Genomic DNA, 16,403 nt, shown 5'->3' with positions numbered 1-16,403 from the left:
TGCCGCCATTCCTTTATTCGAATTTAAATCTCCGCTCCAGCCACTTGAACAGCAGCGTCAGCACCGCCGTCATCAGGAGATAGATCACACCCGCCAGAAACAGGGGAGCAATGGAGGAGTCCCGGTTTACCGCCGTTTGGGCAAAATGCAGCAGCTCCGGGACGGCTACGGCATACAGCAGCGCCGTGTCCTTCACCAGAGTCACCGACTCATTGGCAACCGCGGGCAGGGCGACCCGGAACATCTGGGGGATAATCACCAGCGTCATGCTTTTCCAGCGGCTCAAACCCAGCACCTGTGCAGCCTCCTGCTGGCCTCTATCCACCGCAAGCAACCCGCCCCGGAAGATCTCCGCGAAGTAGGCCGCATAGTTCAGCACAAAGCCCAGACAAGCCGCCGCAAAACGGTCCATCACCAAATATTCGCCCACCACCGGCAGCATCGGCAGGCCGAAGCAGATAAACAGCAGCTGCAGCAGCAGCGGAGTTCCCCGCATCACATAGATGTAGGCGCCGGCCAGCCAGGACAAGGGCTTCACCCTGCTTTTGACCGCCAGCGTGCACAGAAACCCGAGGGGAATGGACAGCACAATGGCGATGAGAAACAGCAATATGGTGGTTTGGGCCCCTTCCAGCATGGGCTTTCCAATACGAATCAAATAATCCAGATCCATCGCGCTTAAAGCTCCTTCGAACAGCTGTATCAATTACTTCAATACTTTATTTTCGCCGAACCATTTGTTGGAGATTTCTGCAGCCTTGCCGTTTTGATTCAGCTCGTCCAGCGCCTTTTGCAGCTCGGTCAGGAGCTTTTCGTTGCCTTTTTTCACGCCAATGCCATATTCCTCGGGAGCCAGCGATTCATCCAGCAGCTTAAAGGCGGCTTTGTCCTTGGACATATGATATTTCGCTACGATCTCGTCGATGACCACGGCTTGTACCCGGCCAATCTTCAGGTCGGCAAGGGCCAGCACATTATCCGAGAACTCTGTTACCTTCTTGATCTGGGACTTGATGGCGTTGCCGTCCAGCGCATCTGCTGCGGAGGACAGGGATTGCAGCCCCACTTCCTTGCCTGCCAGATCAGCAAGCTTCGTGATGCCGGAATTGGCCGCTACCACCACCACCTGGCTATTCTTCAGGTACGGCTTGGTGAACAGCACCTTTTCCTTACGCTCATCTGTAATGGTGTAGCCATTCCAGATCAGGTCGATCCGTCCGCTGGAGAGCTCGGTCTCCTTGGTCTTCCAATCGATGGGCTGGAATTTCACCTTATAGCCCATCTGCTCACCGGCAGCCCGGGCGTAATCAATGTCGAAGCCGACAATTTCATTCTTTTCATCCCGGAAGCCCATGGGGGCGAACTTGTCGTCAATGCCGATGACCAGCTCGTTATCCTTTTTGCCTGAGCTGGAGCAGCCCAGAACAGCCATCACCATAATCAAAAGAGTCATGCCCAATACCGTAATCTTTTTCATGCGAATCCCCCATCTGTAGGAAATATTTCACAAAGTAATCCCAAACGCTTTACTCCATTACCACGTTATCACAGAAATATATCATAACATACCCCTCACATAGAGTCGATAGTTTCATAGAAGAATTAACCGCATGTCTATTTTTACCACGGGCTCCGCTGCCGCACCTCCTCCACGATTGCCTTGACCCCCTGCTCGATTTGCTCCGCCCCTGTCTGGGAAATGCTGATCCGCAGAAACTTCTCCCGTTCCCTATAACCGGACAAATAGAAGGCCTTGCCGGGTACAACAGTGACTCCTCTCGCCGCAAGCCGCATGACCAGCCGCTCCAGATTGACCGCGGGCTGCAGCATAAACGGGGTGTAGATGCCCGATGTAATCTCCGGCACCTCCAGTAACCCTGCTTCATTGTGCCGCTTCACCGATTCCATCAGCACCTGCAGCCGCGAGGCGTACAAGCTGCTGATTTTGTGCTTGTGGCGTTCGTACATCCCGTTTTTGATATACACCTCCAGCGCTGCCTGGGACAAAAGAGAGGTGTTCGAGTAGCTGTTGTACGCCTGGAACGCCTTCAGCAGCCCTTCGGGCAAAACAGCCGCCCCTACCCGCAAACCCGGAAAAATAATCTTGGAAAAGCTCTTTACATAAATCACGCGGGAGCATTCATCGTAAGCATAGATCGGATCGAAGGACCGCTCTGTGCCCAGATCGGCCATATAATCGTCCTCGACCACGTACACATCATATTTGTCGGCCAGCCTTGCGATAGCCCTTCTTTCCTGTGTGCTGTAGGAGGTCCCCAGCGGATTGTGGTACCGGGACATGGTGTAAAAGAATTTGATCTCCCCGCAGCCGAATATCCGCTCCAGCTCACCCAGATCAATACCGGCCGTTGTCCGCGGAATGCCCCGCACCGTTATCCCTTCCGCCTCCAGGAAGCGCAAATATAGATCATAGCTGGGCTGCTCCACCAGAATCGTTGTGCTGCCGTTGGGAAAGGGCATTTTGGCCAGTATTTGCAGCGCATGCTGTGCGCCGGAGGTGACCATGATGCGATGAGCTTTGGCAAACACCTGGTCGCCCGCCAGATGGGAGACCAGGGTATGCCGGAAGGATTCCAGCCCCTGCGGGTCGCCATAGGTAAACAGGTCATACTTGTAGATATCAATGGCCTTGTTCAGACAGTGCTGAAAGTCCAGGTACGGAAACACGTCCACATCCGGCAGCACCGTAGCGAAGTTGATTACGCTGTCGTCCCTCTTATCCCGCCAGTCCCCAGGCTTCTCCACTACGAAAAACCCGCTTTGCGGCACCGAATAAATGGCATGGCGCTTCTCCAGCTCCGCATATGCCCGGGTAACCGTGCTGATGCTGCACCCGTACGACTCCGCAGCACTGCGGACGGAGGGCAAACACTGCCCCGGACGGTAGAGCCCCTCCCGGATCTTACTCTCCATATCGGATAGAATCGCAAGATATTTCCTCACGCCGCTCCCCCTTGTCCATAACCCAACTGTATCGGTACAGTTTACCCAAAACCATATGGTTTGCATAGCGGTTTTGCCATATCGTTAAGAAAAAAGAGGAGGAATCCAAACTATCATGACATCAAACCATCTGCGGCTCCCTTATTTCCTGGCCATACTCAACGCTGGGATTATCGGGTTATCCTTTTTATTCGCCAAAATTGCGCTGGATTACGCCAGTCCGATGGACACGCTGGCATTCCGCTTCGCCACCTCCTTCTTGGTTATGTCTATCCCGGTGGCTTTCGGCTGGATCAAGCTTAACTACCACGGCAAACCTCTGGCTAAGGTGCTGCTGCTGGCCGTCCTGTACCCGCTGGGCTTTTTTACACTCCAAGCCTTCGGGCTGCAGCACGCCACCTCCGCAGAGGGCGGCATTCTATACGCCTTCACGCCGGTTGTCACCATGATTATAGCCTCTCTATTTCTCAAGGAACGGACCTCTCTCTACCAGAAGCTGTCCATCTTTCTGTCCGTGTTTGGGGTTGTGTTCATTTTCGTAATGAAAGGCAGCCGGATTGATCTATCCAACATGCTGGGAATTTCCCTGCTGCTGCTGACCTGCGCCGCCTTCGCCGGATATACGGTGATGGCCCGGTCGTTATCGAAGCACTTCCGTCCAGCGGAAATCACGTATCTGATGCTGGGCATCGGCTTTATCACTCTCGTGACCGTATCCTTGACCGGCCATGCGGCAGCAGGGACGCTGGACCGCTTCTTCGCCCCACTGGCCAGTGGTACCTTCATCGTCTCCATCCTTTTCCTGGGTATCGCCTCTTCACTGGTTACGGCGCTGGCCTCCAACTACATCCTGTCCAAGATGGAGGCGTCCAGAATGAGCGTGTTCTCCAATCTCTCCACCATCGTGTCCCTGGCTGCCGGGGCGGTGTTTCTGGGGGAGGAAATCACCGTGTATCATCTGATTGGCTCGGTGCTGATCATCGCGGGGGTTATCGGGGCCAACCGGTTGGGTGCCAAAAAGCCGCAAGCAGCCAAATAAACAGGCCATCCCGCAGGGACAGCCTGTTTGAACATCAGAAATGATATTTCTCCAAGAGGATCTCTCCGGAATATCGGATAAGGGTCCGGGCCAACTCGGCATCTACGGCCAATCTCTCACAGGCAGCAGCAAACTGCTCCGCATCCTCCGCCGGCAAGTAATGCTTGTCCGGTGTCAGCCCCAAGCCGTATACCGATTCATGTGTGGCGATGATGGGCCGGCCATACCACATGGCTTCGAGGATCTTCAGCTTGGTTCCCCCGCCTGCATGCAGCGGTGAAATGATCTGGTAAGCGCCGGAATACACGGCGTCTAGGTTCTCCACCCGCCCATGATACAGGACCCCATCCGCTCGGCTTAAGAAGTCCTTAAAGCCTGGTTTGCTGGTGAATCCCACCACATGGAGGGTCCACCTGGAGTCTCTCCGGCGTAATGCGGACAGCACCTTTTGAATAAACCAGGTTACAGCCTCTTCATTGGGATAATAGTCCAAGGAGCCTACGAAGAGCAATTGATACGGATCATCCGGCAGCAAAAGATTTCCCGGCACTCCGGCCATACGGTTCGGCATGACCTGAATGTCCTCATGCGGCAGCCTGCGGCTCAAGGAAGCCTTATCCTCGTCGGAGCATAAATAAACCCTCCGGTATTCTGCGCCGATCCGGCTTTCCTTCCTCCGGAAGAGGAGAGCAGCCAGATAGGAAGTAACCGCCCTGCGAATATGCCCGTGCTTTCGGAACAGATGCGCAATCTTGAGATGTGTGGAGGACTCCAGATCATCCATATCCAGCTCGAGACTCCCGCAGCCCGTGAGAGACGCCAGAAACGAGGCGTACTCCTGCAGGTACAGGCGGAAGCAGAAAATCGTATCAATCCGGACATGCCCATAGTACCGCTCTAGCCTTTCTTTGTCCGCACGGGTTAAGGGAACCCAACCGAACTCCAAAAGGGAGGAAAGTTTATTGGTTTTTCTCCTTGGGATAACCGTGGCTGAACGGATATCCAGTTCGGCTACCTCTCTGCCCTGGCCATCCGGCCGAATAACCAGCACATGGACCTCATATTCCTGCTGAAGCTTCATGACCCATTGATAGGCCCGTTTTTCCCGGCCGGCGCCATTAGGGTCGGGGAATACCGGCGATACGAACAACAGCTTCTTCATAGCGAGACATTCCCACTTTCCATTAAAGCTCGACAACCTTGGTTGCATGCGTTTTGCTGTTTTCCTTGCGGTGGGATATGAACACCACAGCACTGTTCTTCATACAGGTGCTGATGCTCGCCATGACCTGCCGCTCTGTCTCTTCATCCAGGGCAGAGGTGGCCTCGTCCAAAAGCAGAAGCTGCGGCTCATGGTAGAGAGCCCGGGCAATTCCCAGGCGCTGTCTTTGGCCTCCCGACAGGAACATTCCGTTGTCGCCGACAACGGTCTGGAGTCCCTCGGGCAGCTTACCGATCAGCTCCTCCAGCTTCACCAGGGAAAGCACGCGCATCACCTTTTCCTCATCCACCGTTTCATTCCCGAATACGATATTCTCCAGGATTGTGCCGCTAAGCAGGGCGGTTTCCTGCGGGACGTACGCAATCCCGTGGAGCTTGGGCTGAATCAAGGCCGAACGCTTCACTTCTCCCTTATGCGGCTCCATAAACCCGGCCAGAATCATCATCAGGGTGCTTTTCCCCTTGCCGGATTCGCCTGTTATGGAGATCCGGTCTCCCGCGGATACGTTCATGGAGAAGTTCTCAATGGTCTCCTTCCCGCGGCCTTCATAGGAAAACGACACATGGGAGAGCACCAGCAGCTCATGCCCCGGCGGATTCGTCTGTGCCCGATCCTCCTCCTGTTCCGGCATATCCGAGAACTCTCGGTGGAGAACCTGAAGCTGGCTGTATGTGCCCTCCAGCTCCGAATAAGAGGAAAGCAGCATGGACATGGACGGGATCATCCGTCTTGCCAACAGCATAAAGGAGGCCAGACTTGCGATAAGCTGCGGTGTATCCGTTCTGTCCACGAAGATGACATACAGAATCCCGATGCCGATGGCAACAGTGAAAACGGACTCCATGACGATCCGGGGAGTGTAGGGAAGGATGGACAGCCGTACTTTTGCCTCGCTTAACTGTTCCAGCTCCCCGAGAGCCCGGTCTCCCATTTTTTCACTTACTCCGAAGATTCTCATCTCCCGGAACATGTTCAAACTTTCGTTCAGATGATTGTAATACCGCTGCTCATGGACATTATGGGCATCGGTGGCCTGGTTGATCTTCGACTTCAGGGCCTTGCTGGAGAACCGCATAAACAGCGCCAGGAGCACCAGGCCGCCCAATACAATCTTCGGCGCAACCAGGAACATGGACCCGGCCAGCAGCAGCAGGTTCAGAGCCGAGCTGATGAAATTAAAGAACACCTGGTACGAATAGGCGCTGTCCAGGGAGGTCGCCACCAGATGCTTCATCCGGACCGCCTTGGTTTCCTTGGAGAAGCTCCTCCAGGACATGCTCATATAGTTCTTTAGCAGCTTGGCGGAATACTGCCGGTATAAGAATTGAGTGAATCTCCTTGATTCCCTCACCGACAGAAACTCCAGCAGCTGCCGGACCAGAGTCACACCGATGAACAGCATAATCGCGATAAACAAGCTGTTGGCTCCGAAGGTCAGCCCCAGCACCGTGAGGCTCTGCTTCTGTAGGGCCATCATCAACACGTATGTCACGAAGACAATAATCAAGTCCACAATGGGCAGCGAGCATGCCAGGTATAAGCAAACCTTGAGCTTCCCCTTAAGAGGTGCAGGAGCGGCATGGTAGATGTACCGGAGACGCTTGATTTGGGCCTTGGGGTTCAAGTTCTTAAGCATGCCGCTTCCTCATCCGGCGGGCGAGGAACAACCGGATATTCTCCAATAGCGCCTTGCGCCTCTCCGCCCGGTATCCCCCGGGGCTGGCAGCAGCCGTTTCCGGCAGGAACGGCTTGGCCAACCGGCTGTAGGTAGTATTTCCATACCGGATATAATCAGGGGTTAAGCGCCCCTCATGGAAAAAGGTAAAATCCGTCCGCTCCCGGTTCCACCACAGATGGCTCCACAGATGCAGGCTGTAGACATGCCCAGGCAGCTCCACGTTTTGGGTAAACAAGCTGCGAATGCCCTCCCGGGTCCAATCCAAATGAAAAAAGGACTGCTCCGGCTCGACATGAATGGTGTCCGGGTAAGCCTGGCTTAACCGGTACGGAAGAAAGGTCGAGTGCGCACTCCATGATCCGTCAAATTCATCAAAGATGTGGTCCAGCCAATGTTGAATGAAGCTTGCATTTTTCTCTGCCATAATGAAGGCATTGCATAAGGAACCCCCGGCAGCCGCAGCCGCGGGAGCGTGAAGGTCCGCCTTTTCATGGCCCATCACACAGGGGTACTGATACAGCTCCTCGGGTATGGGTTTGATGAAAATGGTATCAATATCCGCATAAACCCCGCCGTATACCAGCAGAATCTGTAGCCGGGAGACATCGGAGATATGAGCGTACCGGTACGCTTCCAGAGACGGATTGCCATACGTGTAGGCGGCCATAAATTGATCCTTCTTTATCTTGTTCAAGGTCAGGGAACCCTTGATCTGCTCCCACCACGGTCCGTACGGGAGATGCTCGTAATGGAAATACACCTTGTCCGGCTTGTTCACCCGGATGCAAGACTGAATGGCCATATAATGCGACAGATGGAAGGGCTCCGTCTGCTCTCTCAGCCCAAATACAAAATGAAAAACCTTGGGGATATTAGTCATCGAACAGTACCTCGGTGCATGTATTGGCAATCCTCCGGTCCGTGAAGGCTTGGGAAACCCTCCGTTTTAGAAGGGCTCCTTTTTCCCCGGATTGGTCTTGGTTCATATAGATGGTTCGTAAGGTACGCCGTACATCCGCAATATCTACATGCGCCCACTTCTGCTCCGCAGAATAAGACGTGCTTCCATAGGCGGTTTTCACGGGAGCCAGCGTATACGGGAGCAGATAGGCATCATCCGGGGACAAATAATCCAGCTGGCCCCCATACGGGGTTATGGCAACAGCATTGCCGAACCATGCCGCTTCGTATGCCCCCATCCCCCAACCTTCTCCCCGGGTGCAGGACACAAAACAATCTCCCTTGTGATGAATCCAAGCCAGATCGGACGCCGGCAGGGAGTCTGTCAGGTGCATCAGCTTCCTCCGGCTGGGGTGGTTCCCAACCAGCTTCCTGAAGCTCCGGCGGCTTAGACCGAAGGAGCGCCGCAGAAACAACCGCCGCCAGGAAGGCCGGAAGGATGTCCAGTCCCGGTGATCTGTCTTCAGGAGCAGGGCTGCCTTCTCCTCCTCCCCGAATTCCTCCAGGAAGGCCCGGATGAGGGTAGGGATGTTCTTCCGTTCGTTCCACATGCTGATGCAATAAAAGATATAATGCCCGTCCATCTGCTCCAAAGCTGCCGCCAAGGCCTTACCGGGCGGAGCCTCAGGGACTCTCCCGTGGAACTCCGACACATGGGGAAGAACAACAACCGGCACGTGGACGCCGCTTGCCTGCAGCACCTTCCGGTTCCAGGTGCTGGGCACAAAAACACCATCCAGCCCGTTCAGCAATTCCGGCCAATGGGCTGGCAGCCGGTCGGTTTCCCAGGCGGTATAGCCCCATATGGGGACGGACGGGAAAACCTGGGTCCTCTTTTTCACCCAATAGGGATAATACTCGGGGACGGTATGCAGGATAACCGCATCAGGCTTGGAGGCCAGCTCCTCCCGAACCAGGGACCCGCCGAGCTGCACATCCCCGGGAACAATCAGGGTGGGGTCAATACGGAAGCCTTCCTGCCGCAGGGCCTTGATTAAGCCTACGGAGGCATTCCCGTACCCCGTCTGCTCGTGGTAACAGACAACATTGATACTTTTCAAGCGGTTCGCCTACTTATATTTTGAAGTGAGTTCTTATAATATTTATAGAATTTGCACGCATAGTAAATGGTGCAGGTGTGTCTTGTTTTGAGCAGGAGTGTATAGACAGTGGGCAGCAGGCCCGGACTGTAAGCCCTTCCAATTTTTCTCATAACCTCTTCGTCATGAAGGATCTGCTGGATATATGACATTTTCTCCGCACGGGTCATGGGACAGTTGTCGTAGAACAGATTGATGAAGCTGATAATCGTATTGCGCACCAAGATATAATAAACCTTTTCCTCTAATTCCTTATTGATTCCCACGTTTCCCGTCAAGTAATCGATCACCTTGTCATGGGCCGTGTTGTACGCATGGAACAGCTGATGAATGTAGCTTGTGGTCAACGAGCCGAATTTCTTCTTGGTGTAGAAATAGAACGACTGATTAAGAATGTAGATGGATTTGCAATAACGCAGATAATCTACATTGAAAATCAGATCCTCCGAATAATGAATGCCATCCGGCATGAGGATACGGTTGGCCTTAACAATCTCCGTCTTGTACAGACGGGCACAGGGACTATTGATCATGGAGGTTTCGAACAGGGAAAAGATTTTATGGGAATCCTCGGGCGAAATCCGGATTTCCCCCTCATAGGAGGAGGTCAGCGGAAGAAAGCGCTTGTTCTTGAAGTACAGATACTCCACCGTCATCGGACTAATCACCAGATCACAGTGTTTCTCCTCCATTAAACGGATCAACTCCGCGAACATATCCGGCATGATATAATCATCCGAGTCAATAAACGCCAGGTACCGGCCCTGAGCCAGCGAAATACCCAGATTACGCGCCGCAGACGGCCCCCGGTTGGGCTGGTGAAACACCTTAATGCGGTGATCCTTGTCCTCATATTCTCTGCAGATGGCCAGGCTGTTATCGTCTGAGCCGTCATCCACCAATAGCAATTCATAATTTTGAAAGGATTGACACAGTATGGAATCCAGACATTTTCTGATGTAGGGCTCTACGTTGTAAACCGGAATGATAATGGATAGTTCGATCACTGTGCTCAACTCCCTGAAACCATATGGAACTGCAGTATCATTATAGGGAAAACCCGGTTACCCCACAATGGAGAGTGTTGGATCACTTCGACACTCCTTGCCACTGCTTCCTCATAACGGCAAAACGGCCATCCGCAAGGGATAGCCTGCTGTACTCAATAATCCCGAACGGCATCGAACCAGCCCTGTGCCGTCTCCTCCGGTATAGGCCGTCCGATCAGGTGGGGGGACTGGCTGAGCTGCCATACGGCTTCCCCCAGATCATCCCTTTCGGTGGTTTCGATACCCTTCAACCCATTGAAGCGCCGGGTGAATGCGGTGAGGATGGCCTCCGCCTCAGCCATGCTGCGGGCTTCTGCCATGGATGCCTGGGCCAGGGTGTAGGCTTCGTTGGCCAGCCTGGCCAGACGTTTAGGCCAGGATGCGAAGGGGCGGCCGAATTCGGTAGCCCACCATTCCGGCTTCCGCAATTGGCTGACAGAGGCATAATCGCTCCACGGGCGGCTTTTCGCACGCGCCTTCATTTGCTGTCTTAAGCGTTTGCCCCCGGCCTCCTCCACATTGTACGCAATAAACCTGTCCAACAGCGGCCATGTATCCAACGGGGGCAAGTCCCCCAACTCCGGTATGAAGCGAAGCTCCAGGTTCCGCAGCCGGGGATGGCGGGCCAGGGCGTCCATGTGGCAGAAGTTCCCCCACAAGCTCAGGGAGTCCAAATGGGGAAACCGGTCCAGACTGTTCAACGAAATCGGCTGTCCCAAGGATGAGCCCTGCAGCGTCAAGCTTGTCACCCCCTGCAATTCACCCATCTCGGGCAGCTGTAGAGGAGGGTCCGTCTTGCGCCGGCTGGTGGACGGCGCCAAAACCAGCATAGACGGCAGCGCGCCTGCAGCTACAAACCGGGACAGTTCACCGGACACAGTAAGATGGTAAAGCCCGTTGGGAAGCTTCAGGCTTAAACTACCAGAGGCGGATGAACGGAGCTCGATAAAGAATCCGTGCATCCTGGACAGACTGGCGTCCAGCTTCACATCCGCAGACAGAAGGGGCTTCCAGTTCATCTGCTCAATGGGACGCTTCTGCGCCCATTCCAGGAACCCGCTGTCATTTCCTGTATACGTAAGGTGCCGCGGCCAGGGTGAACCTGCCGGTGTAGCGAAGGGATCGAAGACGGACCATTGGATGGGCTCATCCGGGGCCACATGAAGATCTGCTTTATTTCCCAATTCCGGCGGTCCGATGGACAGGCTGCCTACGCCACGGCGAATCACAAGAATATGGCTGCCAGGACCGGTAAGATCAAGGGAATAATGGCCCTCTTCCGAAATTAAGGCTGGCGGGTACGCTTGGTTATCGGAGGTCATGGGAATCATCCTCTCCATGGTTTTATACATATTGTATCGTAAAAAAGGTGCGGAGGCGCGTGATTGGGCATTTCTCCGGGCATTAAAAAAGAGACCGCTCTGCGGTCTCCGCCAGGACATGTGTGTACATCCCTGTCCAATTTCTAACGAATATCAGAGGCCTTATTTCGGAAAGAATGGCGGATTCGGACACCTAACGAATGTGAGCCGCCTTATCTCCCGCCCGCTGCTCTAATTTGAGCCTGTTTCCATGAATAACCCTCCACAGATTCGTTAGAACACTAACCGGGGCGAACCGGGCAAAATAACGTTGCTGAGATTCGTTAAATTAGTGGCTTCCCTCATTCCCGTCTGCCCGGTACATGCTCTCTGCTTCGACGGGGTTTTCCTTGGCTGTAATCGAACGCGGAATCATCCGGCATACCTGAACCGGTCCGCCGTATACCGCCGATCTGTATTTGTCCACATGCTGCTTGGACAAGGGCCGGTCGTAATAACCGGGCACATATTTATTCATCATTTCCTGAAGGACACAGGTGGCTTCATCCAAATCTGTAATCGGCTCCGCCTGCCCGAATAGCATCACACTCATATAGGCTGTATCCGTTTTGGCAGGCACCGGATTGGTGATGGTTCCATACTCCTCGCATACAGTGAAACACACCTCCGGATTATCCTGCATCACCTGATTGCGCCTTCCATCTCCGGCCCCGTGAAAATACAGCCTCCCGTCCATCCATACATAGTTAAGCGGTACAACATAAGGATGGTTGCCATCTGCCAACCCCAGATACCCGATTCTCGCCTGCCTCAGAAAGGCTTCAATCTTCTCTTCATCCTTACACTCTCTAACCTTGTAACGGACTGGCTTCATACGTAAATTCCTCCTTATCATATCTGCGTTATTACGGTAGTATAGCAATGAATGGATTGTACGGACATATCCAAACGTTGCAGTTTAGAGCAATCCATAATATGCAGATTTGATGAAACCACGAGTCAGGAGAGATGCCTTATGATGAAAGTAAACCGCCAGGATAAAACCCCAATTTGGCAGCAATTGCTGAATCAGGCGATTCAACATATCACCAGCGGGATATGGGCTCCGGGGGAATTGCTGATTCCCTCCCGCGAGCTTGCGCAGCAGGTGGGGGTTTCCCGCTCCACCATCCAGATCGTCTATGAGGAATTGCTCAGCAGAGGCTATACCGTGACCTCCGGTCGGGGCGGAACACGGGTGAGCCGCTGGAATCCCATCGCGGAGCCGGCCAAAATCCCAACTGCCCTGGGGCCCGTCCCGCCCTCCTTGCCTCTGCTGCATTCAGCCGTGGATCAACTGCATGATTGGTTCGGAGGCAAGCAGCACCGGGAGACGGAGATTGATTTTACCCCGCATGAGCCTTATCTGGATGAACAATTCCAAAAAAACTGGAGGCAGTCGCTCCTCCATGCTTCCTCTGCCATGTCCCTGTCGGATTGGAAATACGGTGATCCGTATGGCCTTCCGGCGCTTCGCGGGCAAATCCAGCGTTATTTATTGCTGGAGCGGGGCATCCGGATCGGGACCGATCAGATTCTTCTGACCTCAGGCGCCCAGCATAGCCTTGACTTGATCGCCCAAGCGCTGTTATCCGAAGGGGATACGGTCTCGTTGGAGGATCCCGGCTTTCCCGCAGCCTGGATGGCCATGAAATACCGGCAGATGCAGGTGGTGCCCGTTCCCGTGGATGCCCAGGGGCTTGTGGTGGAGCGTATCCATCCCGGGTCCAAGCTGGTGTTTGTAACCCCTTCGCACCAATGTGCAGTAGGGTCCGTGATGTCGGAGCCGCGCAGGCAGCAATTGCTGCATAAGGCTGTACAAGACCAAATGTGGATCATTGAGGACGATTATGACAGCGAATTCCGGTACCGGGGGGACCCGCTTCCAACCCTTTTTAGCCAGGCAGCAGCGAATACCTTGTATCTCATGAGCTTCTCCAAAATGATTGCTCCGGGCATCCGGATATCGGCGATTGTGGGGTCGGTGGAGGCCATCGCCCAGCTGGCCCGGGTCCAGGAGTTGACCTACCGCCAGCTTCCCGTGATGGATCAGCTTACGCTGACCCACTTTATCAAGCAGGGGCATTTTATGCGGCATATGAGAAGGGTGCGGAACGTATACCGGCGGCGGCACGAAGCCATAACCCAGGCCATTGCGGCCAGCGGGTTAGGGGATCGGTTCCGCCTGAGCGGAGCGGAAACGGGTCTGCATGTGCTGCTTGAAGCGGAGGCCTCCTGCGACGAGGAGGCAGCCACCGCACTGGCCCTGCAGCAGGGCATACGGGTTTATCCGCTGCGGCCCTATTGTCTGGAAAGCAGCCGGAAAGGATGGGTGCTGGGGTTTGCCAAGGTAGACGAAGCGTCGATTGAGCGGGGGATTCACCGTTTAGCGGGGTTATGGATGTAAGAATTCATTCAAGCTGGGCAAGAGCGGTCTCATCCACAATGATGATTTGCCGTTGGCCAACGAGCTTAATCCAACCCTGCTCCTGAAACAGGGCCAGCTTGCGGCTGAGGCTTTCCTGTGTGGTCCCGATCATCACTGCCAGGTCCTTTTTGCTGACAGGCAGCAGGATTGCGTTATCCTTGGTTTGACCCTTTTGCTGATGGTGCAGCATGTCCAATAACATCCTGGCGAGCCGCTGCTCCACATCATACAGCGTAAGCTGCTCCAGCTTAGCCTCTGCGGTTTCAATACGCTCGGTATACTTCTCCAGGAACTTGATGGCAATCTGGGGTGTCCGCAGCATCAGATCATTGATTACCTTACCCTGAATGAGACAAATCTCAGTAGCCTCTAAGGCCTCGGCAGTGTCCGTTAATACCGTATGGCTGAATAAGGACAGCTCCCCTGTGAAATCCCCGGGGGTAAGAATGCGAACAATCTGCTCCTTGCCGGAAGGGGAGAAGCGGGATATCTTCACACTCCCCCGATGGACAATCCATAGATTCGCCGAAGGGTGCCCCGGAGAGAATAGTACCTCCCCTTTTGTATATTGCTTGCTGATGGAGGCACCCATAACCTCCCGCTTCTCTTCCACGGATAAAATGTCCAGAATCGGCACATTGTTGATGCACAAGGCTGGAGACGGGTCTGCTGCCTTCGCCTTATTGGCCGGATGATGATTGCATGCCATTGGGAATCCCTCTATTCCTGGTGAATATAGTTGGTTTCGTCTTTCTTCCACGGTAGCGTGTTAACCAAACCGCATTCATAATCACGGCCAATACACTTAATTCATGCACGAGCATGCCGGAGGCCATGAATACACTACCGGTTAATACTCCGATTAACAGGATCAACACGACGACAACCGCGAAGGTAATATTTTGCCTCATATTCTTCATTGTAGCATGGCTTAATCCCAAGGCGTACGGAAGGTTGGACAGACGGTCCGACATGAGCACCACATCTGCGGTTTCGATAGCGGCATCGGTGCCCGAGCCGCCCATTGCAATCCCTACATCGGCAACGGCCAAAGCGGGAGCATCGTTCACACCATCACCGATCATGGCTACGGTATACTGGTTCTGCAGATCGCGGAGGATCCGGACCTTATCCTCCGGCAGCAGCTCCGCATAATACTGGTCGATTCCCAGCTCACGGGCTACCGCGGCAGCAGTCCGTTCATTATCGCCGGTTAACATCACAACCTGTTGCACACCGGATTTTTTAAGCGCATGAACAAGCTCATAGGCTTCGTCCCGTAAGACGTCTGCAATAGAGATTAACCCCAACACCCGTTGCTCATCCGCGACAAAAACAACCGTCTGTGCCCGATCCTCTTCTATCGATACATAGCGAGTTACCTCTTGGTCATATAAAATGCTGTAGTCCGCCATTAACCTCCGGTTGCCAATAACCAGCTTCCTGCCTTCAACTGTGGCCTCTACCCCCTTGCCGGGTAATGCCTGGAACTGCTCCGCGGGAACAATCGCAGCCGCAGCCCTCGATGAAGCCTCCGCCACAATAGCTCTCGCCAAGTGATGCTCGGATAGATATTCTGCCCGGGCTGCCAGCTGCAGGAGCTTTTCCTCATTCCCGTCCAACACATGTATTCGTGTAACCTGTGGTTTACCGATGGTAAGTGTACCGGTTTTGTCAAAGGCGGCCACTTGAACCTTACCTGCCTTTTCCAACGTGTCGCCGCCTTTAAATAAAATACCGTTCCTCGCACCGTTGCCGATTCCCGCTACGATGGAGACGGGAGCCGAAATCACCATGGCGCCCGGGCAAGCAATCACCAACAGGGTCAGGGTTAATTCAACATCTCTGGTCACGAGGTACACGATAATCGCTAATCCGAAAATAGCAGGTGTGTAGAACCGGGCGAATTTCTCAATGAATTTCTGCGTGGGCGCTTTCGCTTCCTGAGCTTCCTCCACCATATGGAGAATCCGGGCAAAGGTCGTATCGCCGCCAACCTTCTCCGCCATAATCTCCAGATAGCCATGCTCTATGACCGTTCCGCTGAAGACCTTCGCATCCTTATCCCGGCTGACCGGAACAGATTCCCCTGTAATAGCCGCTTGATTGATGATCGCCTTTCCCTTGAGAACCGTACCATCCACCGGGATGCTTTCGCCGGGACGGACCAGAACCAGCTCCCCTTCCCGCACCTCATCCGATGGCACCTTAACCTCTATTCCATCACGTATAATCGAAGAGGTGGCAGGAACCAACGCCATTAACGACTTCAATGAAGACCGGGTTCGTTCAATCGCCCTCGCTTCCAGATAGGAGCCGAGCATAAACAGGAAGGTCACGGCTGCGGCCTCCCAGTATTCCTGGATGAGGATAGCCCCGGTGACGGCGATGGTCACAAGCGCTTCAATCCCCACTATGCGGTAACGTATGGCTTGGATGGCATTCTTCATAATCGGATAGCCTGCGGTGAGTGCGGCTGCAATCATGAGAAGATCCGAGACTAAACCGAGCCCGGCCCCTATCTTTAGTAAAAAAGATATGGCGATAAGCAGCCCGGCCGTCAGGATAATCCTTTCCTTTTGCCTTCTGGACATGATGCTTA

The 16,403-nt window shown here is 54.0% G+C and carries 14 protein-coding genes; 2 read left to right on the top strand and 12 right to left on the bottom strand.

Features of this window, described 5'->3' with window-relative positions:
- Window positions 1-13: 13 nt before the first annotated feature.
- The 3 genes from ACI1P1_RS24305 to ACI1P1_RS24295 all read right to left on the bottom strand — a co-directional run bounded on the left by ACI1P1_RS24305 (window position 14) and on the right by ACI1P1_RS24295 (window position 2,964).
- Entirely contained in the window at window positions 14-673 is a 660-nt protein-coding gene (locus ACI1P1_RS24305) for an amino acid ABC transporter permease (RefSeq protein ID WP_416219046.1), read from the bottom strand.
- A 33-nt stretch (window positions 674-706) separates the two neighbouring features.
- Entirely contained in the window at window positions 707-1,477 is a 771-nt protein-coding gene (locus ACI1P1_RS24300; protein ID WP_416219045.1) for an amino acid ABC transporter substrate-binding protein, read from the bottom strand.
- 143 nt (window positions 1,478-1,620) lie between these two features.
- Window positions 1,621-2,964 (bottom strand): aminotransferase-like domain-containing protein, encoded by a 1,344-nt coding sequence (locus tag ACI1P1_RS24295; RefSeq protein WP_416219044.1) that lies wholly within the window; start codon window positions 2,962-2,964, stop codon window positions 1,621-1,623.
- Between the two features lie 115 nt (window positions 2,965-3,079).
- On the opposite strand from ACI1P1_RS24295, the gene ACI1P1_RS24290 reads away from it, so the two are divergent.
- Window positions 3,080-4,003 (top strand): DMT family transporter, encoded by a 924-nt coding sequence (locus ACI1P1_RS24290; RefSeq protein ID WP_416219043.1) that lies wholly within the window; start codon window positions 3,080-3,082, stop codon window positions 4,001-4,003.
- 34 nt (window positions 4,004-4,037) lie between these two features.
- Here ACI1P1_RS24290 and ACI1P1_RS24285 read toward each other — a convergent pair whose 3' ends face one another.
- The 7 genes from ACI1P1_RS24285 to ACI1P1_RS24255 form a co-directional block, all read right to left on the bottom strand.
- Entirely contained in the window at window positions 4,038-5,165 is a 1,128-nt protein-coding gene (locus ACI1P1_RS24285; RefSeq protein WP_416219042.1) for a glycosyltransferase, read from the bottom strand.
- A 22-nt stretch (window positions 5,166-5,187) separates the two neighbouring features.
- A complete protein-coding gene (locus ACI1P1_RS24280; RefSeq protein ID WP_416219041.1) occupies window positions 5,188-6,861 on the bottom strand; it encodes an ATP-binding cassette domain-containing protein in 1,674 nt (557 codons plus the stop codon).
- Window positions 6,854-7,783 (bottom strand): glycosyltransferase, encoded by a 930-nt coding sequence (locus ACI1P1_RS24275; RefSeq protein ID WP_416219040.1) that lies wholly within the window; start codon window positions 7,781-7,783, stop codon window positions 6,854-6,856. The genes ACI1P1_RS24280 and ACI1P1_RS24275 overlap by 8 nt, the downstream gene beginning before the upstream one ends.
- A complete protein-coding gene (locus ACI1P1_RS24270) occupies window positions 7,776-8,924 on the bottom strand; it encodes a glycosyltransferase (protein WP_416219039.1) in 1,149 nt (382 codons plus the stop codon). Before ACI1P1_RS24270 ends, ACI1P1_RS24275 begins: the two co-directional genes overlap by 8 nt.
- Window positions 8,921-9,970, bottom strand: a complete 1,050-nt coding sequence (locus ACI1P1_RS24265; protein WP_416219038.1) for a glycosyltransferase family 2 protein — start codon at window positions 9,968-9,970, stop codon at window positions 8,921-8,923. Before ACI1P1_RS24265 ends, ACI1P1_RS24270 begins: the two co-directional genes overlap by 4 nt.
- A gap of 155 nt (window positions 9,971-10,125) precedes the next feature.
- Entirely contained in the window at window positions 10,126-11,334 is a 1,209-nt protein-coding gene (locus ACI1P1_RS24260; protein ID WP_416219037.1) for a hypothetical protein, read from the bottom strand.
- Between the two features lie 328 nt (window positions 11,335-11,662).
- The gene (locus tag ACI1P1_RS24255; RefSeq protein ID WP_416219036.1) at window positions 11,663-12,208 is read right to left on the bottom strand and encodes a pyridoxamine 5'-phosphate oxidase family protein; all 546 of its coding nucleotides are present in this window, start codon (window positions 12,206-12,208) and stop codon (window positions 11,663-11,665) included.
- A gap of 141 nt (window positions 12,209-12,349) precedes the next feature.
- Here ACI1P1_RS24255 and pdxR point away from each other — a divergent pair, with 141 nt between their 5' ends.
- Window positions 12,350-13,780, top strand: a complete 1,431-nt coding sequence (gene pdxR, locus ACI1P1_RS24250; RefSeq protein WP_416219035.1) for a MocR-like pyridoxine biosynthesis transcription factor PdxR — start codon at window positions 12,350-12,352, stop codon at window positions 13,778-13,780.
- Between the two features lie 4 nt (window positions 13,781-13,784).
- Here the strand turns inward: pdxR and ACI1P1_RS24245 are convergent, their stop codons facing one another.
- The gene (locus ACI1P1_RS24245; protein WP_416219034.1) at window positions 13,785-14,510 is read right to left on the bottom strand and encodes a Crp/Fnr family transcriptional regulator; all 726 of its coding nucleotides are present in this window, start codon (window positions 14,508-14,510) and stop codon (window positions 13,785-13,787) included.
- The gene (locus ACI1P1_RS24240; protein WP_416219033.1) at window positions 14,482-16,395 is read right to left on the bottom strand and encodes a heavy metal translocating P-type ATPase; all 1,914 of its coding nucleotides are present in this window, start codon (window positions 16,393-16,395) and stop codon (window positions 14,482-14,484) included. The genes ACI1P1_RS24245 and ACI1P1_RS24240 overlap by 29 nt, the downstream gene beginning before the upstream one ends.
- Between the last annotated feature and the right edge of the window lie 8 nt (window positions 16,396-16,403).

Origin of the sequence: Paenibacillus mesotrionivorans (genome assembly GCF_046098205.1) — a bacterium.
GTDB classification, from domain to species: Bacteria; Bacillota; Bacilli; order Paenibacillales; family NBRC-103111; genus Paenibacillus_AR; species Paenibacillus_AR mesotrionivorans.
Note: the sequence above shows the minus strand (reverse complement) of the source record. Positions and strands in the feature narration are given on the sequence as shown.